The sequence below is a fragment of the Allobosea sp. TAB14 genome (genome assembly GCF_052113865.1).
GTDB lineage: Bacteria > Pseudomonadota > Alphaproteobacteria > Rhizobiales > Beijerinckiaceae > Allobosea > Allobosea spartocytisi.
In genome coordinates this window covers 1-25609 of the sequence record NZ_JBFRDQ010000040.1, presented here as the reverse complement: position 1 = coordinate 25609, position 25609 = coordinate 1, and the positions used below count along the sequence as shown (strand labels likewise).

Below are 25609 nucleotides of genomic sequence, written 5' to 3'. Positions count from 1 at the left end.
TGGCTGCGCGTCGCGTCGAAGGTCATCCAGCGGTTCAACCCGTAGGAGACCAGCGCGCCGACGACGAAGCCGGCGAGCGTCGCCGGCACGGGATCGAGCCTGGCGCCCTCCACCAGCCCGATCAGCACGCCGTAATGGGCCACCGCCGTCAGCCCACCGGCGAAGGCATAGCTGACGAGTTGGCGGAACTGGCGCGGATAGCGACGAAGCGGCATCCGCGCTTCCTAGATCATCGGGCGCGCGGGGCGAATGATTTTTTGCCTCGCGCGGTCCCGTCATCCTGCATCGCGCCTCTCACGCGACAGCCTGTCGGCRCGGTTCACGTCCCGCCGAGTCCTGCAGTGTCAGGCCCGGGCCTCGAAGACCATGTTGAACGGCGTCTCCGTCGCACGGCGGAAATGTGAGAAGCCGGCATCGAGCGCAACCTTCCGCAGGCGCATCTCGCCCGCCTGCGCGCCAAGCCCGAGGCCGACCTCCTGCGACAGCGAGGCCGGCGTGCAGATCATCGTCGATGCCCCGTAGAAGATCCGCCCGACCGGGTTGAGGTTGTCCTTGAGATGGTCGTGCGCGAAGGGCTCGACGATCATCCAGCTCCCATCCCTGGCCAGCGACTCGCGCACATGCTTTCCGGCGCCGACCGGATCGCCCATGTCGTGCAGGCAATCGAACATGGTCACGAGGTCGTATTTCCGCTCCGGGAAGTCCTTGGCCGAGGCGCGTTCGAAGACGATGCGGTCACCCACGCCGGCCTTCTCCGCCGCCTCGCGCGCCCGCTCGATCGAAGGCCCGTGATAGTCGAAGCCGTAGAAGCGCGACTGCGGATAGGCCTGTGCCATCAGGATCGTGGAGGAGCCGTGTCCGCAGCCGACATCGGCAACCGTCGCGCCCCGCTGCAGCTTGGCCTCGACATCGCCCAGAGCCGGAATCCACTCCGCCGTCAGATGGGCATTGTAGCCCGGCCGGAAGAAACGCTCGGTCCCGCGGAAGAGGCATCTGCTGTGCTCGTGCCAGCCGAGGCCGGCACCGCTCCGGAAGGCCTCCGCGACCTTCGGCTCGTCGATCCACATCGACTGGACGACCTCGAAGGCGCCGGCGAAGAAGGCCGGGCTGTCCTCCTCCGCGAAGGCCATGGCCTGCTCCGGCGAGAGGCTGAAGCTGTCGCTGCCTTCGTCATAGTCGACATAGCCGGCCGAGGCCTGCCCGGCGAGCCATTCGCGCAGATAGCGCTCCTTGAGGCCCGTCTTCTCGGCCAGTTGCCGGGAGGTGACGGGCTCGCCATCGGCCATCGCCTTGTAGAGGCCGAGCTGATCGCCCAGCACGATCAGGGAGCCGGTGACGGACGCTCCGACATCGCCGACAAGACGTCCCACCAGCGCATCGAGTTTCTGAGGGTCGGCTTCACGCATGGCCATGCTCCTCGGGTTAGGGCGTGGCCGGCTTGACGCGATCCGGCTCGACGCCATCGCGGAAGCGGCAACGCTATACCCTTAGGTAAGCATGTCAACGCAAGGAGAGGCCGCTCTCAGCCCTTTGCCTGAGCCGGTTCGGGGACGCGCGGCAGGCTGGGGTCGCGCTGCGCTGCCTCGATCACGCTGTCGAGCAATCCCGGGAAGCGCCGGTCGAGATCGGCGCGCCGGATGCTGAGATAGCGCGAGGTGCCCTCGACGCGCATATGCGTGATCCCGGCCTCGCGCAGCTTGGCGAAGTGATAGGAGAGCAGCGACGGCGAGGCCAGCCCGACGAAATTGCTGCAGCGGGCCTTGTCCATCTCCGTTGCATCGGAGAGCGCCACCAGAATGCCGAGCCGGATCGGATCGGCCAGCGCCGCGAAGATGTCGGCCGGCGCGACATCGTCGATATCGGGATGGAACAGCGGTTTCATGCCTCCGAGATAGGCGATGGCATCACTCCTGACAAGATTCAACATTCATTGAAATTACCCTTGCGGTAATCGCCAGGCGCGATTAATTCAACGATCATTGAATTTCGAAGCCTGGCTTCGATACAGCGACCATCCGCAAGGATCACTCCTATGGACATCCGTCTCTTGTCCCTCGCCGGCGGCGCCTTCGCCATCGGCACGGGCAGCCTGATCGTCACCGGCATCCTGCCCCATCTCGCTTCCGGCCTCGGTGTCTCCGTCGACACCGCCGGCCTGCTCATCTCGATCTTCGCCCTGGCCTATGCGGTCGGCTCGCCGATTCTCTCCACCGTGCTGGGCGATGCCGATCGCAAGCGCGTCCTGATCGGTGCGATGGCGGTCTTCGGCCTCGCCAATCTCGGGGCGGCTTTCGCCACGGATTTCACCGTCGTCGTGCTGGCGCGCGTCGTCATGGCCTTCGCGGCCGGCGTGTTCATGCCTGCCGCCAACGCCGTGGCCGTGGCGATCTCGCCGCCTGAACGGCGCGGGCGCGCCATCGCGCTGGTCACCGGCGGCATGACCGTGTCGTTGATTCTCGGCATCCCGATCGGCACCGCCGTCGTCGGCTTCGGCGGCTGGCATCTCGCCTTCCTGATCGTCGCCGGCTTGAGCGTGCTCTCGCTGGCGGGGCTCTTCGCGAGGCTCCCGGCCGGCCTGCCGCACGGCACCAACACGCTGCGCGAGCGCCTGCAGGTCGCGAGCCGCTCGGACGTGCTGCTGGCGTTGGGCACGACTATGCTTTGGACGACCGGCGCCTTCGTCCTCTACACCTATATCGCGCCCTTCCTGACCAACCATGCCGGCATCGCCGGCCCCTGGCTGGCGGCGACGCTCGTCCTTTCCGGCATCGGCTCGGCGCTCGGCAACCAGTTCGGAGGGATGGCGAGCGACCGCTTCGGCCCCGAGCGCACGCTCTCCGTCGTGCTGACGATTCTCACCGGGGCACTGCTTGCGGCCTCGCTGGTCGCGGTGACGCTGCCGCCGGCGATTGCGATCTATCTGCTTCCGCTCGTCATCATGGTCTGGAGCGGCGCGGGCTGGGCCGGCCACCCCTCGCAGATGTCGCGGCTGGCGGCGATGGCGCCGGACGCCATCGTCGTCGCGCTCTCGCTCAACGCCTCCGCCCTCTATTTCGGCATCGCCGCCGGCGCGGCTTTGGGCCAGCAGGTGATGCGCCATGCCGGCACCTGGTCGCTCGGCTTCGTCGGCGCCGCCTGCGAGATCGCGGCGCTCGGCCTGCTCTTCGTCGCCATGCGTCGCAAGCGCAGAACGCCCAAGCCGCTGGAGATCGATCTCGTGCTGCCGGCACCACGGCCTGTGCGTTGATGCGGGTGGGAAGCGCTTTTAGCTTTCCCCCGCCGCCTTGCCCGTCTATAGCGAGCGCCTAGCATTCATTCAGRCGCTCGCTCGGCCTCCGCTCGCCCGATCGGACCGGCCTTGCGCGCGCCTGCCCAAGACCGGTCGAGATCATGCCCAAGCGCACAGACATCAAGTCCATCCTGATCATCGGCGCCGGCCCCATCATCATCGGACAGGCCTGCGAGTTCGATTATTCCGGCACCCAGGCCTGCAAGACGCTGAAGGCCGAGGGCTACCGCATCATCCTGGTCAACTCGAATCCGGCGACGATCATGACCGATCCCGATCTCGCCGACGCGACTTATGTCGAGCCGATCACGCCCGAGATCGTCGCCAAGATCATCGAGAAGGAGCGTCCCGACGCGCTCCTGCCCACCATGGGCGGCCAGACGGCACTGAACTGCGCGCTCTCGCTCAAGAAGATGGGCGTGCTGGAGAAATTCAACGTCGAGATGATCGGCGCCACCGCCGACGCCATCGACAAGGCCGAGGACCGTGAGCGTTTTCGCGAGGCGATGACCAAGATCGGCCTCTCCACGCCGCGCTCGCACCATATCAAGACGCTCGGCCAGGCGCTCGACGCGCTCGAGGACATCGGCCTTCCCGCCATCATCCGCCCCTCCTTCACCATGGGYGGMACMGGCGGCGGCATCGCCTACAACAAGGGCGARTTCATCGASATCKKCGAGCGCGGCATSGACGCYTCSCCSACCAGCGAGGTSCTSATCGARGAGAGCGTGCTCGGCTGGAAGGAGTACGAGATGGAGGTTGTCCGGGACAAGAAGGACAACTGCATCATCGTCTGCTCGATCGAGAACTTCGACCCGATGGGCGTCCATACCGGTGATTCGATCACCGTGGCGCCTGCGCTGACGCTGACCGACAAGGAATATCAGATCATGCGCGACGCCTCGCTGGCGGTGCTGCGCGAGATCGGCGTCGAGACCGGCGGCTCGAACGTKCAGTTCGCGRTCGATCCYGMSACYGGCCGSATGATCGTCATCGAGATGAACCCGCGCGTCTCGCGCTCGTCTGCTCTCGCCTCGAAGGCGACCGGCTTCCCGATCGCCAAGGTCGCGGCGCGCCTCGCCGTCGGCTACACGCTCGACGAGATCGAGAACGACATCACCGGCGGCGCGACGCCGGCCTCCTTCGAGCCGACCATCGACTACGTCGTCACCAAGATCCCGCGCTTCGCCTTTGAGAAGTTCCCCGGCTCCGAGCCGACGCTGACCACCGCGATGAAGTCGGTCGGCGAGGCCATGGCGATCGGCCGCACCTTCCAGGAATCGTTGCAAAAGGCCTTGCGCTCGCTGGAGACCGGCCTTGACGGGCTCGACGAGATCGAGGTCGATGGCATGGGCCTCGGCGACGACCGCAACGCGATCAAGGCGGCGATCTCGACACCGACGCCCGACCGCATCCTGCATGTCGCGCAGGCGATGCGGCTGGGCTTCACCGACGCCGAGATCCAYGARAGCTGCAAGATCGAYCCYTGGTTCCTCGAGCAGATGCGYGRGMTSGTCGAGACCGAGGASAAGGTGCGCAAGTWCGGCCTGCCGCAGACCCCCGGCGCCTTCCGCCAGGTCAAGGCGATGGGCTTCTCCGACAAGCGCCTCGCCGCCGTCTCCGGCAAGACCGAGGCCGAGGTCAGGGCGCTGCGCCGCTCGCTCGAGGTGCGCCCCGTCTACAAGCGCATCGACACCTGCGCCGCCGAATTCGCCTCGCCGACCGCCTATATGTACTCGACCTACGCCATGCCCTTCGCCGGCAAGGTTGCCGACGAGGCCAATCCCTCGGATCGCAAGAAGGTCGTCATCCTCGGCGGCGGGCCGAACCGCATCGGCCAGGGCATCGAGTTCGACTATTGCTGCTGCCATGCCTGCTACGCGCTGCGCGACGTCGGCTACGAGACCATCATGGTCAACTGCAACCCGGAGACGGTCTCGACCGACTACGACACCTCCGACCGGCTCTATTTCGAGCCGCTGACGGTCGAGGACGTGCTCGAGATCCTGGAGACCGAGAAGCAGAACGGCACGCTGCACGGCGTCATCGTCCAGTTCGGCGGCCAGACGCCGCTCAAGCTGGCGAACGCGCTGGAGGAGGCCGGYATCCCGATCCTSGGCACCTCGCCCGACATGATCGACCTCGCCGAGGACCGCGACCGCTTCAAGCGYCTGCTCGACAAGCTCAGCCTGAAGCAGCCGAAGAACGGCATCGCCTATTCGGTCGAGCAGTCGCGCATGATCGCGGGCGAGCTCGGCCTGCCCTTCGTCGTGCGGCCTTCCTATGTGCTCGGCGGCCGCGCCATGGCGATCATCCGCGACGAGGTGATGTTCGAGGACTATCTGCTCGGCACCCTGCCCTCGCTGATCCCCTCCGAGGTCAAGGCCAAGTATCCGAACGACAAGACCGGCCAGATCAACACGGTGCTCGGCAAGAACCCGCTGCTGTTCGACCGCTATCTGTCGGACGCCATCGAGGTCGATGTCGACTGCCTCAGCGACGGTCGTGACGCCTTCATCGCCGGCATCATGGAGCATATCGAGGAGGCCGGCATCCATTCCGGCGATTCGGCCTGCTCGCTGCCGCCGCGCTCGCTCTCGCCCGCGATCATCGCCGAGCTGGAGCGCCAGACCAAGGCGATGGCGCTCGCGCTCGATGTCGGCGGGCTGATGAACGTGCAATACGCCATCAAGGACGGCGAGATCTACGTGCTCGAGGTCAATCCGCGCGCCTCGCGCACGGTGCCCTTCGTCGCCAAGGTCATCGGCCAGCCCATCGCCAAGATCGCCGCGCGCATCATGGCGGGCGAGACGCTGGGCAGCTTCGGCCTCAAGCCCGCGGTCCTCGGCCATGTCGGCGTCAAGGAGGCGGTCTTCCCCTTCGCGCGCTTCCCCGGCGTCGACGTGCTGCTCGGCCCCGAGATGCGCTCGACCGGCGAAGTCATCGGCCTCGACCGTTCCTTCGACGTCGCCTTCGCCAAGAGCCAGCTCGGCGCCGGCTCCAAGGTGCCGGTCAAGGGCACGGTCTTCGTCTCGGTGCGCGACGACGACAAGCCGCGCATCGTGCCGGCCGTGCGCATCCTGGCCGATCTCGGCTTCCGCATCCTCGCCACCGGCGGCACGCTCCGGCTGCTGCAGGAACAGGGCATCGACGCCGCCCGGATCAACAAGGTCCTGGAAGGCCGCCCGCACGTCGTCGATGCGATCAAGAACGGCGAGATCCAGTTGATCTTCAACACCACCGAAGGCCCGCAGGCCCTCGCCGATTCCCGTTCGCTCCGGCGCTCGGCCCTCTTGCACAAGGTGCCCTATTATACCACCTTGGCAGGCGCGATCGCAGCGGCGGAAGGCATCAAGGCCTATAGCAGCGGCGATCTCGAAGTACGGTCGCTGCAATCCTACTTCGAACGGGCAGCTTGACGTAGCCGCTCGCAACGAGGTTCAAATACCGAGCGGAAGCGCGGACGCGCCGGCACCCTTGGACGGGGCCGGCGTCAGCCGCGCTTTCGGATCTTACGGGACGGAAAGAATGGAAAAGGTTCCCATGACTGCGGGCGGCTTCGCCGCTTTGGAGGTGGAGTTGAAGCACCGCCAGCAGGTCGAGCGTCAGCGCATCATCGCGGCGATCTCCGAGGCCCGTGCGCTCGGCGACCTCTCCGAGAACGCCGAATATCACGCGGCGAAGGAAGCGCAGTCGTTGAACGAAGGCCGCATCATGGAGCTGGAGTCGCTGATCGGCCGCGCCGACATCATCGACGTCTCCAAGCTCGGCGGCGACACGGTCAAGTTCGGCGCCACGGTCAAGCTGATCGACGACGACACCGAGGAAGAGAAGAGCTACCAGATCGTCGGCGAGCCCGAATCCGACGTGAAGTCGGGCAAGGTCTCGGTCGGCTCGCCGATCGCGCGCGCGCTGATCGGCAAGAAGGTCGGCGATTCCGTGCAGGTCAATACGCCCGGCGGCGGCAAGTCCTACGAGATCGTCGGAGTCGCCTTCCGCTAACCACGGCAACAGGGCGCCGATGGCAATCGGCGCCCGAGCTCCTACATTATCTCCGAAGGCCTTCGGAGACGACGCCATGACGACACGCCGCCACTTCCTCGCATTGTCGCTTGCGGGGGCATCGCTCGCCCTGCTCCCGTCCGGCCTCTCGCCTGCTCTCGCACAGGCCGCGCCCATCGGCTCGATCCGCGTCGAGTTCGCGCGAACGGTCACGGATGCCTGGGGCGACAATGTCAGGCTGGTCAGCGCCGAGCTTCAGCGAACGCTGGCTGAGATCCTCGGACCGGAATTCCGTCAGGGAGCCGGCAACCGCCTCGTCGTGACGGTCCGCAGCCTCTGGCTGGCGAGCTATGCCGGCGGCGGTGGCGGCGGCAAGCCGGCCGATGGCGGCGCCAGCAACGACTATCTCGAGAGCACGGTCACGCTCTACGACAGCCGCGGCCGCGCGCTCAACAGCTGGCCGATCATGTCGACGGAACTCTCGGGTGGCGCAGGCGCCTGGTATCTGCCGGATGTCGACCAGCGCCGGCTGAAGGCGCTGGCGCGCAACAACGCCTACTGGATCAAGCGCTACGTCGCGGGCTGAGCGCCGCTCAGCCGAAAGGCACGATCGGCTCGTCCTTGACCCGGTCGAGGGCGAGCGCGGTGCGCACATTGCGGACGTTTGGCAGCGCCGTCAGATCCCCGACGAAATCCTGAAACGCCTTCAGGTCGGGGGCCACGCATTTCAGCACGAAGTCGATGTCGCCGGAGAGCGTCCAGCATTCGCGCACCGGCGCCCAGTCACGGATGCGGCTCTGGAAGGCGACGAGATCGGCTTCCGCCTGGCTCGCCAGATGCACGAAGGCGAAGCAGACCACCTCATAGCCCAGCTTCCGCTCGTCGAGATCGGCATGATAGCCACGGATCAACCCGGCCTCCTCCAGCGCCCTGACGCGCCTGAGGCAAGGGGGCGGCGAGATGCCGACGCGGCTTGCCAACTCGACATTGGTCATGCGCCCATCGGCCTGAAGCTCGCGCAGGATACGCAGGTCGATATCGTCGAGTTTCGCCGGCAATGAATGTCCTCTGAGGCAGGTGGCGCTGGTGTAGACGGCGTCGGCAGGCGATACAAGGCGCATGCCGCAGACGCCCGCCCCCTTGCATCAGAAAACCGCCCCGACGATCTGGGTCCTGACCGACGGCAAGGCCGGCGATGAGCTGCAATGCCTCGGTGTGGCCGAGCGGCTCGGCATCATGCCGGAGATCCGCCGGGTGGCGCCACGAAAGCCCTTCGCCTGGCTGATGCCGCGCGGCCCCATCGACCCGCGCGAGGGACCGGAGCGGCCGCAAAGCCCGATCCGCCCTCCCTTCCCCGACATCGCCATCGCGTCCGGCCGGCGTGCCGTCGCCTATCTCAGGGCGGTGAGGAAGGCCTCGAATGGCCGGACCTTCACCGTCTTCCTCAAGGACCCGCGCACCGGCGCCGGTACGGCCGATCTGATCTGGGTCGCGGAGCATGACCGGCTGCGCGGCGGCAATGTCCTGGTCACCACCACCTCCCCCCACCGCCTCACGCCCGAGCGCCTCGCCGCTGCCCGCGCAGCGCCCCCGGCGCCGATCGCCGCCCTGYCCGCGCCGCGTGTCGCCGTGCTCGTCGGCGGCGACAGCCGGCATCATCGTTTCACCCCGGCGGATAGCGAGCGCTTCGCCCAACAGCTCGACGCGCTGGCCGCCTCCGGCGCGAGCCTGATGGGCTCGCCCTCGCGCCGGACCTCGCCTGCGCTCTCCGCCGCGGTGGCGGCGGTCTTCGCCCGGCATGGCGGCTGGTGGTGGGATGGCAGCGGCGAGAACCCCTACGTCGCCCTGCTCGCCAATGCCGACGCCATCGTGGTCACCGCGGACTCGACCAACATGATCGGCGAGGCGACGGCGACCGGCGTGCCGGTTCTCGTCTTCGAGCCTCAGGGCGGCCACGCCAAGATCGCCGCCCTGATCGCATCGCTGACGCGCCAGGGCGTTGTGCATGCTTTCCGTGGACAGCTTGATGGTGAACGCTACCAGCCGATAGACTCCACGCCGATCATAGCCGATGCGATACGCGAAGGCTGGCTGCGCCACAGGGCGGCGCTCGGGCTCACGCGCCCCTGAAGCAGCGACCCTTGTTTCGGCGCCACGCCGCCGTATCTGACGGAGTCGAGCGCGGCCCGGCCGCGGAGAAGGAAACGAGACGATGGCCCACACCCACGCCCGCGTCATGATCGTCGGCTCCGGCCCCGCCGGCTACACGGCGGCGATCTACGCCGCCCGCGCCATGCTGGAACCTGTGCTGATCTCTGGCCTCCAGGCCGGCGGCCAGCTCATGATCACCACCGATGTCGAGAATTATCCGGGCTTCGCCGACRTCATCCAGGGCCCCTGGCTGATGGAGCAGATGCGCGCCCAGGCCGAGCACATGGGCACGAAGATGGTCTCCGACCATATCGGCAGGGTCGACCTGTCGCAGCGCCCCTTCCGGCTCTGGGGGGATGGCGGCGAGACCTATTCCTGCGACGCGCTGATCATCGCCACCGGCGCCCAGGCGAAGTGGCTGGGCCTGCCCTCCGAGCAGAGCTTCCAAGGCTTCGGCGTCTCGGCCTGCGCCACCTGCGACGGCTTCTTCTTCCGCAACAAGGAGGTCGTGGTCGTCGGCGGCGGCAACACCGCGGTCGAGGAGGCGCTCTATCTCGCCAATCTCGCCAGCAAGGTCACGCTGGTCCATCGCCGCGACCACCTGCGCGCCGAGCGCGTGATGCAGGAGCGGCTGTTCAAGCACCCGAAGATCGAGGTGATCTGGGACAGCGAGATCGCCGAGATCTGCGGTGGCACGACCCCGCCCAATGTCACGCATCTGCGCCTGACCAACACCAAGACCGGCGCCGAGAGCGAGCTCAAGACCGACGGCGTCTTCATCGCCATCGGCCACAAGCCGGCGACCGAACTCTTCGTCGGCCAGCTCGYCATGCGCGAGACCGGCTATCTCGAAGTCGAGTCGGGAACGACTCAGACGAATGTTCCGGGCGTCTTCGCGGCCGGCGACGTCACCGACGAGCACTATCGCCAGGCCGTCACCGCCGCCGGCATGGGCTGCATGGCCGCCCTCGACGCCGAGCGCTGGCTCGTGGCGAGCACGCTCGACCAGCGAGAAGCCGCTGAATAAGGGCTTTTCGGGGATTCATCACTGGAATCGATGAATCCCCTCACCAGATTCAGTGCCAAAAAGAACAATCTCTGTCGTCCGGGCATTGACGGACAAGAACTTTATCCCCCACCATGCACAAAATGCATATCGGGGGAAGCGCGGTGGATTGGGACCGCATTAGAATTTTTTATACCGTCGCAGAGTCAGGCAGTTTCACAAAAGCTGGCGATGTTCTGGGGTTGAGTCAATCCGCCGTGAGCCGGCAGATCGGCGCGCTTGAGCGTGAGCTGCGGGCGCCGCTGTTTCATCGGCATACGCGCGGCCTGATCCTGACCGAGCAGGGCGAATTGCTCTGGCGCGCCGCGCGCGAGATGACGCAGCGGCTGGAGCGCACGCGCTCGCAATTGTCGGAGACCCGCGAGCATCCCTCGGGAGAGCTCAAGGTCACGGCGACGCGCGGCCTCGGTGGGCACTGGCTGACGCCGCGCCTGGCCGAATTCCTCGACCTCTATCCGGACATCAAGGTCGACCTCATCCTGACCGATGAGGAGCTCGACCTCTCGATGCGCGAGGCCGACATCGCCATCCGCCTGCGCCAGCCGCAGCAGCCGGACCTGATCCAGCGCAAGCTCTTCACCGTGCACTATCACGTCTATGCCTCGCCGGCTTACGTGAAGCGCTTCGGCGAGCCGAAGAGCTACGAGGATCTCGACAACCACCGGATCGTCTCCTTCGGCGGCACCTCGCCATCCTATCTCACGGCCGTGCACTGGCTGGGCACGATCGGCCGCGACCAGCGCAACCCGCGCCCGATCCATCTCGTCGTCAACAACATCACGGCGATGAAGCGTGCCGTCGATTCCGGCGCAGGCATCGCCGTGCTGCCGGACTACCTGATCGAGACGGGCTCGCCGCTCGTGCAACTGATGCGCGAGACCGAGATGCCGCAGCTTGAGAGCTATCTGGTCTATCCGGAAGAGATGAAGTCGGTCGCCCGCGTCCAGGTCTTCCGCGATTTCCTGATCCAGAAGGCGCAGCGCTGGACCTACTGACAGCGCAGCGAGCCGCCGGCGCACCCTCCGGGTACGTCGGCGGCTCGCGTCCCGCCCCGGCGCGGACTTCTCCTGAAAGTGGATCGCGATTGCGCATCCCGGCCGCGGGTACATGCCCGGCCGGCTGCTGATCTTGCACGAACCCACCGCATCGTCCCGGACTCGACCCGTGCCCCACGCCGAAGCGCTTGCGGGGCGCTTCGGGCAAGAGCTCCGGCGCTGCGTTCGCCCAGGCCGGAACGGCCCATATCTCCATGAAAACGCAGGCCGCTATCGCCTTGCCGGCTGCTCGATTCGTAGGCAGCCAGTTGGCTGAGCACCAACTGAAATCCTGCAAATGTATGACGGCAGCCCAGAAACTGTGCACGCCATACGGGCAGAAGCTACCAACCTTCATCCTGGATGATAGATCGTCGGAATTTCAATCTGCAATGAGTGCATATTTCTCAATCATTTAGGCACAAATTGGTCGCATCTGAGAGCGAGATATGCAGCTTGCGCATGGCGGCTCCAAGCTATGCTGCATTGCAAAACGGCAGAGCCTGCACAATATTGAGTACACGGTTGTTCGGAACGGGCTCCGCAATCTCCTCCCGGCGTTGAGTTCGTTTCAGCCGTTCCCCTCTGAGATGTTTGGCGTTTGAGCCAGATGTTTCAAACTTTCAAGGCCGGCTCCCCTTGGGGACGCCGGCCCTTTTTTTTGCGCCGCGCCCAGTTGCGGCGCTCCGCTCCCGACAGATCGAGCCGACAAAAAAAGGCACCGCCGAAGCGGTGCCTTCCGGAGAGCGCATCCAGATCCCTGCCGCTCAGGCGGCGAGCTTGCCGACGATCTTGGCGAAGCCGTCGAGGAAGCCCAGCAGGAAGCTGCGCGTGCCTTCATTGGTGATCTCGTGGTTCGCGTCGATCAGGTCTTCCTTGAAGGTGATGAAGACCTGCCCGCCGGCCACCACGCCGGCGAGATTGGTCATGATCATGCGCAGCTCGTTCTGGGCCACCGCCGTGCCGACGGCGCCGCCGCTGGCCCCGGTCACCGCGACCGGCTTGCCCGCCCAGGAATTCTTGCCATAGGGGCGCGAAGCCCAGTCGATCGCGTTCTTGAGCGCGGCCGGGATCGAGCGATTATGCTCGGGCGTGACGATCAGGATGGCATCGGCCGCCTCGATCTCGCGCTTCAGGCGCAGCGTCGGCTCAGGGCGATCAGCTTCGAGATCCTGGTTGAACAGAGGAAGGTCGTCGATCCGCACGAAGGAGGGTTCGAAGACATCGGCTCCGAGCTTGGCCAGAGCCTCCGCCAGCTTGCGGTTGATCGAATCGCGGCGCGTGCTGCCGACGACGATGGCGAGCTTCAACTTGGCCATGGCATTCCTCGTTGTTGGGGAAACTGCCGCGACAGTAGAAGGCTCCGCGAGCCCGGCGCAAGACGATGCGCTGCAAGCGCATCATTGCAGCGTTTCAATCGCCATGGTCCGGCGGTGGTCAGGAACGCGGCGGCCGGGCTGCGAGCGGCAACGCCTCGAACAGGCCAGGCTGGGTGCTGGTCCGCGCCTTCTCGATCGTCAGGATGCGCAGCTTGGTCTCGACGCCGCCATCGGCCGAGAAGCCGCCGGTCTTGCCGCCGGCCGCCAGCACGCGGTGGCAGGGCACGATGATCGGCCAAGGGTTCTGGCCGAGCGCGACGCCCACCGCCCGCGCCGCGCCGGGCTCGCCGATGCGCTGCGCCACCTCGCCATAGGTCAATGTCTCGCCATGCGGGATCGACAGCGCGACTTCATAGACCTTGCGGTTGAAGTCCGGCGTCCGCTCGATCGCGAGCGGCAGATGCGACAGATCGCGCTTTTCGCCCTCGAACAAGGCGCGGATGCCGGCCACAGTGTCCGCGACGAAGCCTTGCGCCTCGGCCTCCTCGGCTTCCGGGAAGCGCCGCTCCAAACGCTTGCGCGCCGCCGCCTCGTCCCGCTCGGGCAGTTGCGCGCCGATGAAGCGCTCGCCCTCCCAAACCAGGGCACAGGTGCCGATCGCCGTTTCGAAGAGATGGAAATGCTGGGTGGCCATGTGCGTGCTCCCGGCGCCATTGCGTGGACCGGRTTGGTCTAGCACGCGGCATAGCGCTGAGGGCACCCGAAAGCTGGCAGCAGGTCGGGCCTCACATGAAGAGGGCTTCGCCCTCCAGCCCCTTGTAGAGCCCGGCGACCTGCTCGCCATAGCCGTTATAGATCAGCGTCGGCCGGCGATCACGCGAGCCCAGCACCTGCTCGCTCGCCTGGCTCCAGCGCGGATGCGGCACGGCCGGGTTCACATTGGCCCAGAACCCGTATTCGCTGGCCTGCAGCGCCTCCCAGAAAGTCTTCGGCCGCTCCGCGACGAAGCTGATCTTGCGGATCGATTTCACCGATTTGAAGCCGTATTTCCACGGCGTGATCAGCCGCAGCGGCGCGCCGTGCTGCGTCGGCAGCGGCTTGCCATAAATGCCGGTGACGAGCAGCGGCAGATCATTCGCCGCCTCGGCGATGGTCAGCCCCTCGACATAGGGCCAGGGATACCAGCGCTGGTTCTGCCCCGGCGCGACGCGCGGGTTCAGGAAGGTCTCGAAGCGGATGTATTTCGCACCGGAGAGCGGCTTGGCGAGATTAACGAAGGATTTGAGCGGAATGCCGGTCCAGGGCACGGCCATCGCCCAGGCCTCGACGCAGCGGAAGCGATAGAGCCGCTCCTCCAGCGGCAGCTTGCGGACGAGGTCATCGAAGCCGATCTCGAAGGGCTTCTCGACCATGCCGTCGACCTGGATGCTCCAGGGCCGCGTCGCCAGCCGCTGCGAGGCGTCGACGATGTCCTTCGACATGCCGAATTCGTAGAAATTATTGTAGTTCGCCGCGTCCTCCGCCTTGGTCAGCGGCACGTCAAGCTTATAAGCGTCATTGTGCTTGGCGGGGTAGAGGTCGAGCGTCGGATCGGGCGTCTGGGCCGCAGCCAGACGCGGCAGGGCCGCACCGGCGATCAGCCCAGCTCCCGCAGCCATGAGTTGGCGGCGATTGAGGAAGGCGCCTTCCGGCGTCGCTTCGCTCTCCGGCAATTCCCAGCCGGCGCGGCGCTTGATCAGCATGACGGACATACTCCGCTTTCGTTGCGCCGAGCTAAGCCACGAAAGCGGTGTCACGGCAATTCACGAGGGAGAGAGGGAGGTCTTCCTTCTCCCCTCGGGGGAGAAGGTGGCAGCGCGCAGCGCTGACGGATGAGGGCAGGAACCTCGCCGAAACGAAAAAGGGCCGCTACGCGGCCCTTCCCTCGTCCGTCGGCCTCGCAGACACCTTCTCCCCTAGGGGAGAAGGGCAACGATCAGCCCCGCGCTTCCAGCGCCTTGATGATGGCGGCGCCCATCTCGCTGGTCGAGACGGCGTTGGTGCCATCAGCGGCGATGTCCTGGGTGCGGGTGCCCGAGCCGAGCACGTCGGCGATCGCGCCTTCGAGCCGGTCCGCCGCCTCGCCGGCGCCGAAGGAATAGCGCAGCGCCATGGCGAAGGAACCGATCATCGCGATCGGGTTGGCCAGGCCCTTGCCGGCAATGTCCGGCGCCGAGCCATGGACGGGCTCGTAGAGCGCCTTGCGCTTGCCGGTGACCGGATCTTCCGCGCCGAGCGAGGCCGAGGGCAGCATGCCGAGCGAGCCGGTCAGCATCGCCGCGACGTCGGAGAGGATATCGCCGAACAGATTGTCGCAGACGATCACGTCGTATTGCTTCGGCCGGCGCACGAGCTGCATGGCGCAGTTGTCGGCGAGCACATGCTCGAGCTCGACATCCTTGTACTCGGCGGCGTGCAGCGCGGTCACCGTCTGCTTCCAGAGCACGCCGGTCTTCATGACGTTGTGCTTCTCGGCCGAGGAGACCTTGTTGCGGCGGGTGCGCGCCAGCTCGAAGGCGACCCGGCAGATGCGCTCGATCTCAGGCGTAGTGTAAACCTGCGTGTCGACGCCGCGCTTGGAGCCATCCTCCAGCGTGACGATCTCCTTCGGCTCGCCGAAATAGACGCCGCCGGTGAGCTCGCGCACGATCAGGATGTCGAGGCCTTCGACGATTTCAGGCTTCAGCGACGACGCGGAGGCCAGCGCCGGATAGCAGATCGCCGGACGCAGGTTGGCGAACAGGCCGAGATCCTTGCGCAGGCGCAGCAGGCCGGCTTCGGGCCGGTGCTGATAAGGCACATCCGCCCATTTCGGGCCACCGACCGCGCCGAACAGCACGGCGTCGGCGTCTTGCGCCAGCTTCATGTCGCCTTCGGAGATCGCCTGCTTGTGCGCATCATAGGCCGCGCCACCGACGAGCCCCTTCTCGATCTCGAAGGAGCCGAGCCCCTGCTTGCCGAACCAGGAGACGATCTGCTCGACCTGGCCCATCACCTCGGGGCCGATGCCGTCGCCGGGGAGCAGCAGGAGCTTGTGGGTCGCCATGGTCGTCGCCTCGCGCTTGGTCGTGAACCGAACCGGTTTCCGGTCTCGCGGCGGTGATTACGGGTGGAACCGTGACGACGCAAGCGGCAGGCGCGCGAAGCCGGCGCATGGCAGACCATGCGCCGGCGCCGAGAGCGGTGCTCAGACCTTCTTCTCCATGTTCCAGAAGAACTGGACCGGCGAGAGCACCATGCCGCTCAGATTCTTGCGGAACGCCATGGGCTGCTGGACGAGGCCGCAGGGGACATAGGGAACGGCCTCGAAGCCGCGCTCCTCGATCCTGGCCGCGATCTCCTTCTGCTTGGCCTCTTCCGGCGTTGCGATCCAGGCATCGCGGAGCCCCTCCATCGGCGCGTCGTCGGGCCAGCCGAACCAGGCCGCGCCGCCATTGGTCCGCGTCAGCGGATGCAGCGCCGGGTTGAGCGTATCCGCACAGGACCAGAGCGTATGGAACACCGACCAGCCGCCCTGCTCGGGCAGGCCGCGATTGGCGCGCCGGCCGATGAAGCTCGCCCAGTCGGTCGCGACGAGTTCCGCGTTGATGCCGAGCTTCTTGAGCAGGTCCTCGGTGACCATGCATTGCTGATAGGCGATCGGCTGGTCGGCCGGGGCGAGCAGGATGACCTTCTCCCCCTTGTAGCCGGCCTCCTTGAGCATGGCCTTGGCCTTCTCGAGATTACCCGGCATGGCGGCCTGCCCGCCCGCCCCGCTCGACATCGGCGAGCCGGGCGTGAAGAAGGTCTTGGCCTCCTTGTAGTAGGCCTTGTCGCCGACGACGGCCTCCATGTAGTCGGTCTGGTTGACGGCGGCCATCACGGCCCGGCGGATCGCCGRATTGTTGAAGGGCGGCTGCAACTGGTTGAACCGCATCAGCAGGAACAGGCCGAGCGGCACGTTCTCGATGACGACGTCCTTGTTGCCCTTCAGCATCGGGATGAGATCGACCGGGGGCTGCTCGTACCAGTCCAGCTCTCCCTGCATCAGCGCGCCGGCCGCGGCGGCAGCTTCGGTCAGCGCCAGCCACTCGATGCGGTCGATCTTGGCGATCTTGCCGCCGGCGGCCCAGGACGGCGCCTCCTCGCGCGGCTTGTATTGCGCGAAGCGCTCATAGATCGCGTTCTGGCCGGGCACCCATTGCTTGTCCATGAAACGCCACGGGCCGGAGCCGATCGCCTCCGTGATGTTCTTCATGTGGTCGGTCTGCGCGATGCGTTCCGGCATGATGAAGGGCACGTTCGACGAGAGCTTGCCCAGCGCGGACGTCATCATCGGGAAGGGCTTCTTCAGCCGAATCCGGAAGCTGCGCCGGTCGACGACATCGTAGCCTTCGACGAAGGTGGCGAAGGTCTGGCCGAAGGCATCACGCTTCGACCAGCGGGCGATCGACGCGATGCAATCCTCCGCGCGGACCGGCTCGCCGTCATGGAAGGAGAGCCCGTCGCGGAGGCGGAAAGTCCAGCTCAGCCCGTCGGTCGCCGTCTCCCAGGCTTCGACCATCTGCGGCTTGATCTGGAAATTCGCGTCGGTCGCGAACAGCGTGTCGTAGATCAGATAGCCATGGTTGCGGATGACGTAGCTGGTGGCCGTGATCGGATCGAGCGAGGGCAGCGGCGTCGAGGGGTTGAAGCGCAGCGTCGCCGCCGCTCCCTGCGAGAAGGCCCGGTTACCCAGGAAGGCTGTCGCGGCAAGCGCACCAGCACCTTTGAGAACAGTGCGACGACGGATCGACATGGCATATCTCCCTCTGCTTAAGGCACGCGCCTTGATGCACGCTGACCTGCAAGAGATATACCAAAAGTCGACAGTGTGTCGACAATACCAATCAGTCGCGCGTGACCCGCGCGGTCACCTCGATCTCGACCTTCATCTCCGCCTTGAGCAGCCCGGCCACGACATAGATGCCGGCCGCGGGCCTGATCTCGCGGAAGAATTCGCCGCAGACCGCCAGCACCGGCTCGCAATAGCTGCGGTCGGTGACGAAGTACTGCGCCCGCACCGCCTGAGACAGCGACGACCCCGCCTCCTCCAGCACGGCGCCGATCGTGCGGAAGATGTTGCGCGCCTGCTCGGCCGGGTCGTCCGGCATCGTCATGGTGGCGTAGTCGTAGCCGGTCGTGCCGGAGACGAAGACGAGATCGCCATCGACCACGGCGCGCGAATAGCCGAAATTGCGCTCGAAGGGCGAGCCGGTGGAAATCAGGCGGCGTGTCATGCTGTCTCCGGAAGCTTGGATGCGGCGGAAACGGTTCTCTGAAGCGCTCCCGCGGCGCCACCCGTTTTCTGCAACCTTCAGACCCGCCCGCCCTTCAGCGCGCGCAGAACCTTTTCGCCCGGCCGCCCCGTCTGGGGCATGCCCAGCTTGCCCTCGATCTCCTTGATCGCCGTGCGCGTCAGCGAGCCCACGGCACCATCGGGCTCGCCGACATTGTAGCCGCGTGAGATCAGCAGGCGCTGGAGCTCGCGCCGCTGCTCGCGCGACAGCGGCAGGTCGTCGGTCGGCCATTGCCCCTGCACGCCCGGCTTGCCGCGCAGCCGGTCGGAGAGGAGCGAGATCGCCAAGGCGTAAGAATCCGCGCCATTGTAGCTGTAGGCGGCATCGTAATTCTTGAAGACGAGGAAGGCTGGGCCGTTGCGGCCGGCCGGCATCAGGAGCCCGGCATTGCCGGCGCCGTTCAGCGGCGAGCCGTCGAACTTGACGATGCCGCGCGCCGCCCAGGTCGAGACCGGATGCTTCGGATTGCGCCCGCTCGGCCCGGAATAGCCATCCGGCACGCGCACCTCGTAACCCCAGCTCGCACCCGTCACCCAGCCGGCCTTGGCCATGAAGTTCGCGGTGGAATGCAGTGCGTCGGGAATGGAATCGACGAGGTCTCGCTTGCCGTCGCCGTCGCCATCGACGGCGAGCCTGAGATAGGTCGAGGGAATGAACTGGGTGTGGCCGAAGGCGCCGGCCCAGGAGCCGAAGAGCCGATCCGGCCGAACATCGCCGCGCTGGATGATCTGCAGCGTCGCGATCAGCTCGCCCTTGAAGAAGGCGTTGCGGCGCGGTGCGAGGCAGGCGCCGGTCGCCAGCGACTGCACCAGCGGCCACTTGCCCCGAGCCTTGCCGAAATCGCTTTCGACGCCCCAGACGGCGGCGATGGTGTGGCGATCGACACCGAAGCGCTGTTCGGCCGCCGCGAAGACGGAGGCATACTGGCGCAGCATGTTGCGCCCTTCCGCCACCTTCTCGTCATCGACCAGCGTGCCGAGATAGTCCCAGATCGGAGTCTTGAACTCCGGCTGGTTGTTCATCGCCTCGATGACCTTCATGTCCGGCTCGACGCCGGCCATGGCACGGTCGAAGGTCGCGCCCGAGACGCCCTTGGCCGCCGCGTCGGCGCGCAGGCCGGACAGGCAGGACTGAAAGCCCGCCTGAGCGCAGGCGGCAGAGGCGAAGAGGACGAGGGGCAGGGCCAGTCTGATTGCGCGCATGGGTCTCCGCCGATTCGAATGCATTCGCCGCGAAGCTAGGCGAGCGTGGTTAACGGAGGTTAACCAGCGAGAATGGCGGTGCGAAGGAAAAACGCGGCGATCGGAACGGGAACACCGGCAGGACGCTTCATCGTCCAGGCCGAGGGCTGACCAGCCCCGGTTGCAGCGCAATACAGCCACGCGCCGACAGCGCTTGGCCTTTCGCGCGGCGCGGTGGATATGGCTCGCCGCGACCGACCCCGATTCGTAAGGACTGCCCCGTGAGGACCCTGCTGATTGCCGCCTGCCTCGTTGCCGGCACCCTGCCCGCTCTGGCCGGCCCGACCTGCAGCCCGAGCGATTCCAGGGCCCAGATCCTCGGCTCCGCCTCGATCGGCGCCATCCACCCCGCCTGGCACGGCAGGAAGGTCGGCTATGGCTGGTCGCTGCAGGTCAAGCGTGAGGATCATGACGACGCCGGCATGACCTATTATGTCGGCGACCTCTACGACACCGCCGGCAAGCTCGCGACGCGCAATGTCTATGCCCTCGACAGCGAGTGGGATTGCGGTCCCTGAGCGGATTGCGGCTCGGCGTCTATTTCGTCGGCCGCACCCGCAGGATCTGCCCGTCCGTCTCGTCGGTGAGGAGATAAAGGAAGCCGTCCGGCCCCTGCCGGACATCGCGGATGCGTGCACCGATATCGGTGAGGAGGCGCTCCTCACCCGTCACCTTCTCACCCTGCGTGGTCAGCCTGACCAGCATGCTGCCGGCCAGCGCCCCGACGAAAAGAGAATTCCTCCAGGCCGGCCAGACCGGCCCCGTATAGAAGGCGGCACCTGAAGGCGCGATCGACGGGTCCCAGTAGAACAGCGGCTGCTCCATACCGGGCTTCGCCGTCCCCTCGCCGATCTTGGCGCCGGAGTAGTCGACGCCATAGGTGATGACCGGCCAGCCATAGTTCAGCCCGGCCTTTGGCGTGTTGACCTCGTCGCCCCCGCGCGCGCCGTGCTCGGCCGTCCAGAGTTGGCCGGTATCGGGATGCAGTGCCGCGCCCTGCACGTTCCGATGGCCGATCGACCAGACCTCCGGAGCCCAGCCCGGCTTCTTCGGATTATCCGCCGGCGCGCTGCCATCGGGGCGGATGCGGATGATCTTGCCGAGATGGTTGGCCGGATTCTGCGCCTGGTCGCGCTGCGTATAGCGCTCACCGACCGTCACGAAGAGCGCGCCGGTCCGGTCGAAGACCAGCCGTGAGCCGAAATGCAGATTGGAGCTGACCGTCGGCATCTGCCGGAAGACCACCTCGACGCCAGTCAGCGCGGTGCCCTGCTCATTCAGCCTGCCACGGGCGACGCTGGTGCCGTTGCCGCCCGGTCGCGGCTCGGCATAGGAGAGATAGACCAACCGGTTCTCAGCGAAGCCCGGATCGAGCGCCACGTCGAGCAGGCCGCCCTGCCCGCGCGCCATCACGCTCGGGATGCCGGAGAGGGGCCGCGACAGCTCGCCCTTGGCATCGACGATCCTGAGCCGGCCCGGCCGCTCCGTCACCAGCATGCGTCCGTCCGGCAGGAAGGCGAGACCCCACGGGTGCTCCAGCCCACCTGCGACGGTTTCGACCGCAAGCTCGCCGGCGCTCGAGGGAAATCGCTTCTGTGCGCTCGCGGGAGCGATCACGCCGGCAAGCGCAAGCCCCGCCCCCAGTCCCAAAGCCATCCCGAGCCGCCGCATAGCTTCCCTCCGCTCATCGCTTCGCCTGAGATAGAGGGCAACGCAGCGATCCGCCAAGGCGTTGCGGCAAGCTCACGACGACGTGAGGGACCGGCCGGCGAGCGGCGGACGGAGCCTATTCCGCCTTCACGCCGGCTTCAGCGATGATCTGCTTCCAGCTCGCGATTTCCTGGAGAAGCCGGGGCTTGAATGCTTCCGGATCGCGCACATTAAGCGTGAAGCCGAGCTTGACGATGGCGTCGCGTGTCGCCGGCTTGTTGAGCGAGGCGATGATCGCCTTGGAGAGCACGTCGAGCTCCGGCTGGGGCGTCTTCGCCGGCGCGAAGAAGGCGGCCCAGGAATCGGCATCGGCATTGCTCACGCCCTGCTCGCGCAGCGTCGGGATGGCCTTCGCCTGCGGGTTGCGCTCGGGGCTTGCGATGGCGAGCGCGCGCAGGGTGCCGGCATTGATCTGCTCGAGCACGCTCGGCAGCGTCGAATTGGCGATGTCGATGCGCCCGCCGACGATCTCCTGCACCAGCGGCGCCGCGCCGCGGAAGGGCACATGCGTCATCTTGATGCCGGTGCGCTGCATGAACAGCTCCATCGCCAGATGCGAGCCGGAGCCGACGCCGGTSGAGCCRTARTTSAGCTTGYCCGGCTCGGCCTTCGCCAGTGCGATCAGTTCCTGGATGTTCTTGGCAGGCAGGTCGTTGCGGACGACGAAGGCGTGCTCGAAGGCGCCGACGCCGGCGAGCGGCGCGAAATCCTTCACCGCGTCGTAGCCGGGGTCCTTCAGCAGGAACATGTTGTTGCCATGCGTCTGGTTGTTGCCGAAGACGATGGTGTAGCCATCGGCCGGCGCATGGGCGACGGCACGGGTGCCGACAGCCCCGGAGGCGCCGGCCCGGTTGTCGACCACGACATTGTGGCCGAAGGCGATGGAGAGATCCTGCGCGACGAAGCGCGCAATCGCGTCGGTCGGGCCGCCCGCCGGATAGGGCACGATGATGGTGACGACCTTGCTCGGGAAGCTCTCGGCCCGGACGACGGACGGAGCAAAAACGGCGCCGGCCATCAGGCCGAGAGTGGAGCGGCGGGTCAACGACATGGATATCCTCCCGGGAGCCCGTCTGAATGGCGGTGCTGATTGGCCGGGAGATTTAGGGACAAAGGCCGCATGCGTCCAGCAGCACGGATGTCATGGCTGCCCCGCACCGAAACCGGCCCGCTTCAGCCGCTGGATGGCGAGGTCGAGCGCCTGCAGGAAGGCGGAACGGTCCTTTTGCGAGAAGGGCTTCGGCCCGCCACCCGCCACGCCCATGGCGCGCAGATCCTCCATCATGTCGCGGGTCGCCAGCGCCATGCCGATCGAGGCCTCGGTGAACGGCTTGCCGGTCGGCCCAATGACCTCGGCGCCGGCCTTGATGCAGCGATCGGCGAGCGGAATATCGGCGGTGATCACGATCGCCCCCCGTGAGACGCGTTCCGCGATCCAGTCATCGGCAGCATCGAAATTGCCGGGAACGGTGACGCGCTCGATCCAGGGCTCGCGCGGCACGTTGAGGAAGCTGTTGGCGACGACGAAGACGTGCAGGCCATGGCGGCCGGCAACGCGATAGACCTCGTCCTTCACCGGACAGGCATCGGCATCGACATAAACAGCGATCGGTTCGGCAGGGCTCGTCATGAGCCGGGCTTCGCATACCCGACCTGCAAGGGCAAACGGCTCACAATTCATGACGCTTCTGCAAAACATCAAGCAGTTGCGCTTGCGATCATCGCCGCCGAGTCATAAACCACGCGCGCGCCCTGCCGGGCGCTCATCCTCCCGCTCCTCCGGAGATCAGTCCCATGGCCTTTCTTGCCGAAGCCCTGAAGCGCGTGAAGCCGTCTGCGACCATCACGATCACGCAGAAGGCCCGCGATCTGAAAGCCCAGGGCAAGGACGTGATCTCGCTCTCCGTGGGCGAGCCCGATTTCGACACGCCGGACAATATCAAGGAGGCGGCCATCGCCGCGATCCGCCGCGGCGAGACCAAGTACACCCCCGTCGCCGGCATTCCGCAGCTGCGCGAGGCCGTGGCCCGCAAGTTCAAGCGCGAGAACGGCCTCGACTACAAGCCGAGCCAGACSATCGTCGGCACCGGCGGCAAGCATGTCATCTACAATGCCCTGCTCGCCACGCTGAACCCGGGCGACGAGGTCATCTGCGTCTCGCCCTATTGGGTGACCTATCCCGAGATCGTCGCGCTCTGCGGCGGCACCGCGACCTTCGCCCAGACCTATCTGAAGGACAATTTCAAGCTCCAGCCGGAAGCCCTGGAGAAGGCCATCACCCCGAAGACCAAATGGGTGATCCTGAACTCGCCTTCGAACCCCTCGGGCGCCGCCTACACCCATGAGGAGCTGAAGAAGCTCACCGACGTGCTGATGCGCCATCCCCATGTCTGGATCCTGACGGACGACATGTACGAGCATCTCGTCTATGGCGACTTCAAATTCGTCACCCCGGCGCAGATCGAGCCAGCGCTCTATGAGCGCACGCTCACCATGAACGGCGTCTCCAAGGCCTATGCGATGACCGGCTGGCGCATCGGCTACGCGGCCGGCCCGCAGCACCTGATCAACGCCATGGACATGGTCCAGGGCCAGCAGACCTCGGGCACCTCGGCGATCTCGCAATGGGCTGCCGTCGAGGCTCTCGACGGCACGCAGGACCATCTGCCGGTGTTCAAGAAGGCCTTCGAGCGTCGCCGCGACMTCGTCGTCTCCATGCTGAACCAGACCCGCGGCCTGAAGTGCCCGATGCCGGAAGGCGCCTTCTACGTCTATCCCGACTGCTCGGAGCTGATCGGCAAGACCATGCCGAACGGCAAGAAGGTCGAGACGGACGAGGACCTCGTGCTGGGCCTGCTCGAGACGGAAGCCGTCGCGGCCGTGCACGGCTCCTCCTTCGGGCTGGGCCCCAACTTCCGCATCTCCTACGCGACGTCGGACGAGAAGCTGGAAGAGGCCTGCCGCCGCATCCAGCGCTTCTGCGCCGAGCTGCGCTGAGCCGCGCGCTCACGGCCCCGGCGTCGCGCTCCTGATCTCGACCGTCAGGCGCTCGACCCAGGCCAGATAATCCCGCGAGCCGGAGCGGCGAAACGCTTCCCCGGCCCGCTCCAGCAGCTTGAGCGCCTCATCGCGACATAGCTTCGCGGTCTTCTCCAGATCGGCGTGCCGCCCTTCTTCTCCATCCCCGAGCTGCTTGGCGAGCGCATTGGCGCTACGCGCCTTGGCATCGAGGCTTTTCGCCAGCCGGTAGCGCCCATAATCGGCATCGAGCTTCTCCTGGCCTTCCTCGAAGGCGGCGATCGAGTCCTCCTGGTCGCGCAAGGCCTCGTCGTGCAGTGCCAGATCGTTTTCCGCGAGCGCCATTCGACTACGCGCCGCTCCCAGATTCGACTTCGCACGCGCCCATGATTGTCGGAAGCGAGAGCGGTCGAAGAGCGGCAGGCTCTTCTCGTAGAAGGCAATGCCACGCTCGAAATCTTTCTTGCTGTTGCTGATCGCACCGCGATCGACATAGGCCGCTCCGAGGTTCTGCCAGAGCCTGCCGGAATCGAAGGACGGTGCCTTGGCGTCCGCCTGAGCGAGTTCCGCCTCATAGGCGACAATCGCCTCGTCGATCAGCGGCAATCGCTCGCCCGCCGGTGCGAAAGCCGAGGCATAGCTGAAGGCGTTGCCGATATCGTTCGCCAGCGAAAAGCGCTCATCCGGATCGATATCGTTCCCCTGTTCCCGGAGCACCTCGCGCAATCGCTCGGCGGCCAGGCGCAGCCGCACCGTGTCGTTGAACCATCGCCCGGCATTGACGAGGCTGCGGCCGGACTGACGCAGATTGGAGAGGCGGCATTGCCGTTCGCCATCGGGGCAGAAGGCTGCTGTAACCAGCCAGAGCTCGGACGCGATATCGTGCAGCCGCCCATCATCGGACTGGTCGGCGAGATCCTCATAGACATGGACCGGTGGCACCGGCCGCGTCTCGAAGGCATCGCTGCGCAGCGCCAGCAGGACGAAACCGTTGGCGTCGCGCACCAGCCGCTCACGCTCGGCAAGCGGTCGCTTCTCCGCCTGGCGCAAGATGGTGGCAGCCTCCAGCATTGCGGCATCGCCGCGTGACTGGGCTTCGTCGTCATCCTGTTCGGCCTTGCCGCCGCAGGACACGCGGCGCCATTCGTCGGGCGTCGTACCATCTTGCGGCCGGCAGAGAATGTTCTCGGCCGTTGCGCCGTAGCGCAGCAGGGCATCGAGTTGCACCATGCGCTCGCGCCCACCGATACGGATGCGCGACGGGCCGGGTTGCTCTAGATTCTGCGTTCCAGCCGGCAACGCTTCAGCGCTGCGAAACGGTCGGCGTGCCAGTTGGGAAACCAGCAGCGCCACCGCCGCCGCGGTCACCACCAGCAAGAAAGCCCGCATGCCCTACCCCGTATCGATCACGCCGCACCACGC

At 66.4% G+C, this 25609-nt stretch carries 24 protein-coding genes; 9 read left to right on the top strand and 15 right to left on the bottom strand.

Going from position 1 to position 25609, the window contains the following annotated elements; translation table 11 throughout:
- From AB4Y99_RS08340 to AB4Y99_RS08330, 3 genes are all read right to left on the bottom strand, one after another.
- The coding region (locus tag AB4Y99_RS08340) for a GtrA family protein (protein WP_441522984.1) at nt 1-215 on the bottom strand (215 nt) is incomplete at its 3' end.
- A 129-nt stretch (nt 216-344) separates the two neighbouring features.
- A complete protein-coding gene (locus AB4Y99_RS08335; RefSeq protein ID WP_441522983.1) occupies nt 345-1406 on the bottom strand; it encodes a class I SAM-dependent methyltransferase in 1062 nt (353 codons plus the stop codon).
- Nucleotides 1407-1522: 116 nt separating this feature from the next.
- Nucleotides 1523-1927, bottom strand: a complete 405-nt coding sequence (locus AB4Y99_RS08330) for an ArsR/SmtB family transcription factor (protein WP_248311088.1) — start codon at nt 1925-1927, stop codon at nt 1523-1525.
- 105 nt (nt 1928-2032) lie between these two features.
- Between AB4Y99_RS08330 and AB4Y99_RS08325 the strand changes: the two genes are divergently transcribed.
- The 4 genes from AB4Y99_RS08325 to AB4Y99_RS08310 all read left to right on the top strand — a co-directional run bounded on the left by AB4Y99_RS08325 (nt 2033) and on the right by AB4Y99_RS08310 (nt 7877).
- Nucleotides 2033-3247: an MFS transporter gene (locus AB4Y99_RS08325; protein ID WP_113252559.1), complete on the top strand. Its 1215-nt coding sequence runs from the start codon at nt 2033-2035 to the stop codon at nt 3245-3247.
- 143 nt (nt 3248-3390) lie between these two features.
- On the top strand, nt 3391-6708 hold the full coding sequence (carB, locus tag AB4Y99_RS08320; protein WP_441522982.1) for a carbamoyl-phosphate synthase large subunit: 3318 nt from the start codon (nt 3391-3393) through the stop codon (nt 6706-6708).
- Nucleotides 6709-6817: 109 nt separating this feature from the next.
- Nucleotides 6818-7291, top strand: coding sequence for a transcription elongation factor GreA (gene greA, locus AB4Y99_RS08315; RefSeq protein WP_038359065.1), 474 nt, complete (start codon nt 6818-6820; stop codon nt 7289-7291).
- Nucleotides 7292-7367: 76 nt separating this feature from the next.
- The gene (locus AB4Y99_RS08310; RefSeq protein WP_112762695.1) at nt 7368-7877 is read left to right on the top strand and encodes a hypothetical protein; all 510 of its coding nucleotides are present in this window, start codon (nt 7368-7370) and stop codon (nt 7875-7877) included.
- Nucleotides 7878-7884: 7 nt separating this feature from the next.
- Here the strand turns inward: AB4Y99_RS08310 and AB4Y99_RS08305 are convergent, their stop codons facing one another.
- On the bottom strand, nt 7885-8349 hold the full coding sequence (locus AB4Y99_RS08305) for an Lrp/AsnC family transcriptional regulator (protein ID WP_038359067.1): 465 nt from the start codon (nt 8347-8349) through the stop codon (nt 7885-7887).
- Nucleotides 8350-8410: 61 nt separating this feature from the next.
- On the opposite strand from AB4Y99_RS08305, the gene AB4Y99_RS08300 reads away from it, so the two are divergent.
- From AB4Y99_RS08300 to AB4Y99_RS08290, 3 genes are all read left to right on the top strand, one after another.
- Nucleotides 8411-9421, top strand: coding sequence for a mitochondrial fission ELM1 family protein (locus AB4Y99_RS08300; RefSeq protein ID WP_441522981.1), 1011 nt, complete (start codon nt 8411-8413; stop codon nt 9419-9421).
- Nucleotides 9422-9503: 82 nt separating this feature from the next.
- The gene (trxB, locus tag AB4Y99_RS08295; protein WP_441522980.1) at nt 9504-10469 is read left to right on the top strand and encodes a thioredoxin-disulfide reductase; all 966 of its coding nucleotides are present in this window, start codon (nt 9504-9506) and stop codon (nt 10467-10469) included.
- Between the two features lie 143 nt (nt 10470-10612).
- A complete protein-coding gene (locus tag AB4Y99_RS08290) occupies nt 10613-11503 on the top strand; it encodes a LysR family transcriptional regulator (protein ID WP_038359069.1) in 891 nt (296 codons plus the stop codon).
- 806 nt (nt 11504-12309) lie between these two features.
- Here AB4Y99_RS08290 and AB4Y99_RS08285 read toward each other — a convergent pair.
- The 7 genes from AB4Y99_RS08285 to AB4Y99_RS08255 form a co-directional block, all read right to left on the bottom strand.
- Entirely contained in the window at nt 12310-12861 is a 552-nt protein-coding gene (locus AB4Y99_RS08285; protein WP_441522979.1) for an NADPH-dependent FMN reductase, read from the bottom strand.
- Nucleotides 12862-12979: 118 nt separating this feature from the next.
- Nucleotides 12980-13555, bottom strand: coding sequence for a methylated-DNA--[protein]-cysteine S-methyltransferase (locus AB4Y99_RS08280; protein WP_441522978.1), 576 nt, complete (start codon nt 13553-13555; stop codon nt 12980-12982).
- Between the two features lie 91 nt (nt 13556-13646).
- Entirely contained in the window at nt 13647-14603 is a 957-nt protein-coding gene (gene msrP, locus AB4Y99_RS08275; RefSeq protein WP_133562939.1) for a protein-methionine-sulfoxide reductase catalytic subunit MsrP, read from the bottom strand.
- Between the two features lie 233 nt (nt 14604-14836).
- Complete coding sequence (gene leuB, locus AB4Y99_RS08270) at nt 14837-15946, bottom strand: 3-isopropylmalate dehydrogenase (RefSeq protein ID WP_441522977.1); 1110 nt, start codon at nt 15944-15946, stop codon at nt 14837-14839.
- A gap of 141 nt (nt 15947-16087) precedes the next feature.
- On the bottom strand, nt 16088-17677 hold the full coding sequence (locus AB4Y99_RS08265; RefSeq protein ID WP_441522976.1) for an ABC transporter substrate-binding protein: 1590 nt from the start codon (nt 17675-17677) through the stop codon (nt 16088-16090).
- A gap of 91 nt (nt 17678-17768) precedes the next feature.
- Nucleotides 17769-18158 carry a RidA family protein gene (locus tag AB4Y99_RS08260; RefSeq protein WP_441522975.1) on the bottom strand — a complete coding sequence of 130 codons (390 nt, stop codon included), beginning with the start codon at nt 18156-18158 and terminating at the stop codon, nt 17769-17771.
- Nucleotides 18159-18235: 77 nt separating this feature from the next.
- Complete coding sequence (locus tag AB4Y99_RS08255; RefSeq protein WP_038359082.1) at nt 18236-19420, bottom strand: lytic murein transglycosylase; 1185 nt, start codon at nt 19418-19420, stop codon at nt 18236-18238.
- A gap of 260 nt (nt 19421-19680) precedes the next feature.
- On the opposite strand from AB4Y99_RS08255, the gene AB4Y99_RS08250 reads away from it, so the two are divergent.
- Entirely contained in the window at nt 19681-19977 is a 297-nt protein-coding gene (locus AB4Y99_RS08250; RefSeq protein WP_441522974.1) for a hypothetical protein, read from the top strand.
- A gap of 19 nt (nt 19978-19996) precedes the next feature.
- Here AB4Y99_RS08250 and AB4Y99_RS08245 read toward each other — a convergent pair whose 3' ends face one another.
- From AB4Y99_RS08245 to AB4Y99_RS08235, 3 genes are all read right to left on the bottom strand, one after another.
- Nucleotides 19997-21115: a PQQ-dependent sugar dehydrogenase gene (locus AB4Y99_RS08245; RefSeq protein WP_441522973.1), complete on the bottom strand. Its 1119-nt coding sequence runs from the start codon at nt 21113-21115 to the stop codon at nt 19997-19999.
- A 130-nt stretch (nt 21116-21245) separates the two neighbouring features.
- Nucleotides 21246-22220: a Bug family tripartite tricarboxylate transporter substrate binding protein gene (locus AB4Y99_RS08240; protein WP_441522972.1), complete on the bottom strand. Its 975-nt coding sequence runs from the start codon at nt 22218-22220 to the stop codon at nt 21246-21248.
- A 90-nt stretch (nt 22221-22310) separates the two neighbouring features.
- Nucleotides 22311-22799, bottom strand: a complete 489-nt coding sequence (locus tag AB4Y99_RS08235) for a YaiI/YqxD family protein (RefSeq protein ID WP_038359089.1) — start codon at nt 22797-22799, stop codon at nt 22311-22313.
- A 164-nt stretch (nt 22800-22963) separates the two neighbouring features.
- On the opposite strand from AB4Y99_RS08235, the gene AB4Y99_RS08230 reads away from it, so the two are divergent.
- Nucleotides 22964-24166, top strand: coding sequence for a pyridoxal phosphate-dependent aminotransferase (locus tag AB4Y99_RS08230; RefSeq protein WP_441522971.1), 1203 nt, complete (start codon nt 22964-22966; stop codon nt 24164-24166).
- Nucleotides 24167-24175: 9 nt separating this feature from the next.
- Here AB4Y99_RS08230 and AB4Y99_RS08225 read toward each other — a convergent pair whose 3' ends face one another.
- Nucleotides 24176-25576 (bottom strand): hypothetical protein, encoded by a 1401-nt coding sequence (locus AB4Y99_RS08225; protein ID WP_441522970.1) that lies wholly within the window; start codon nt 25574-25576, stop codon nt 24176-24178.
- Between the last annotated feature and the right edge of the window lie 33 nt (nt 25577-25609).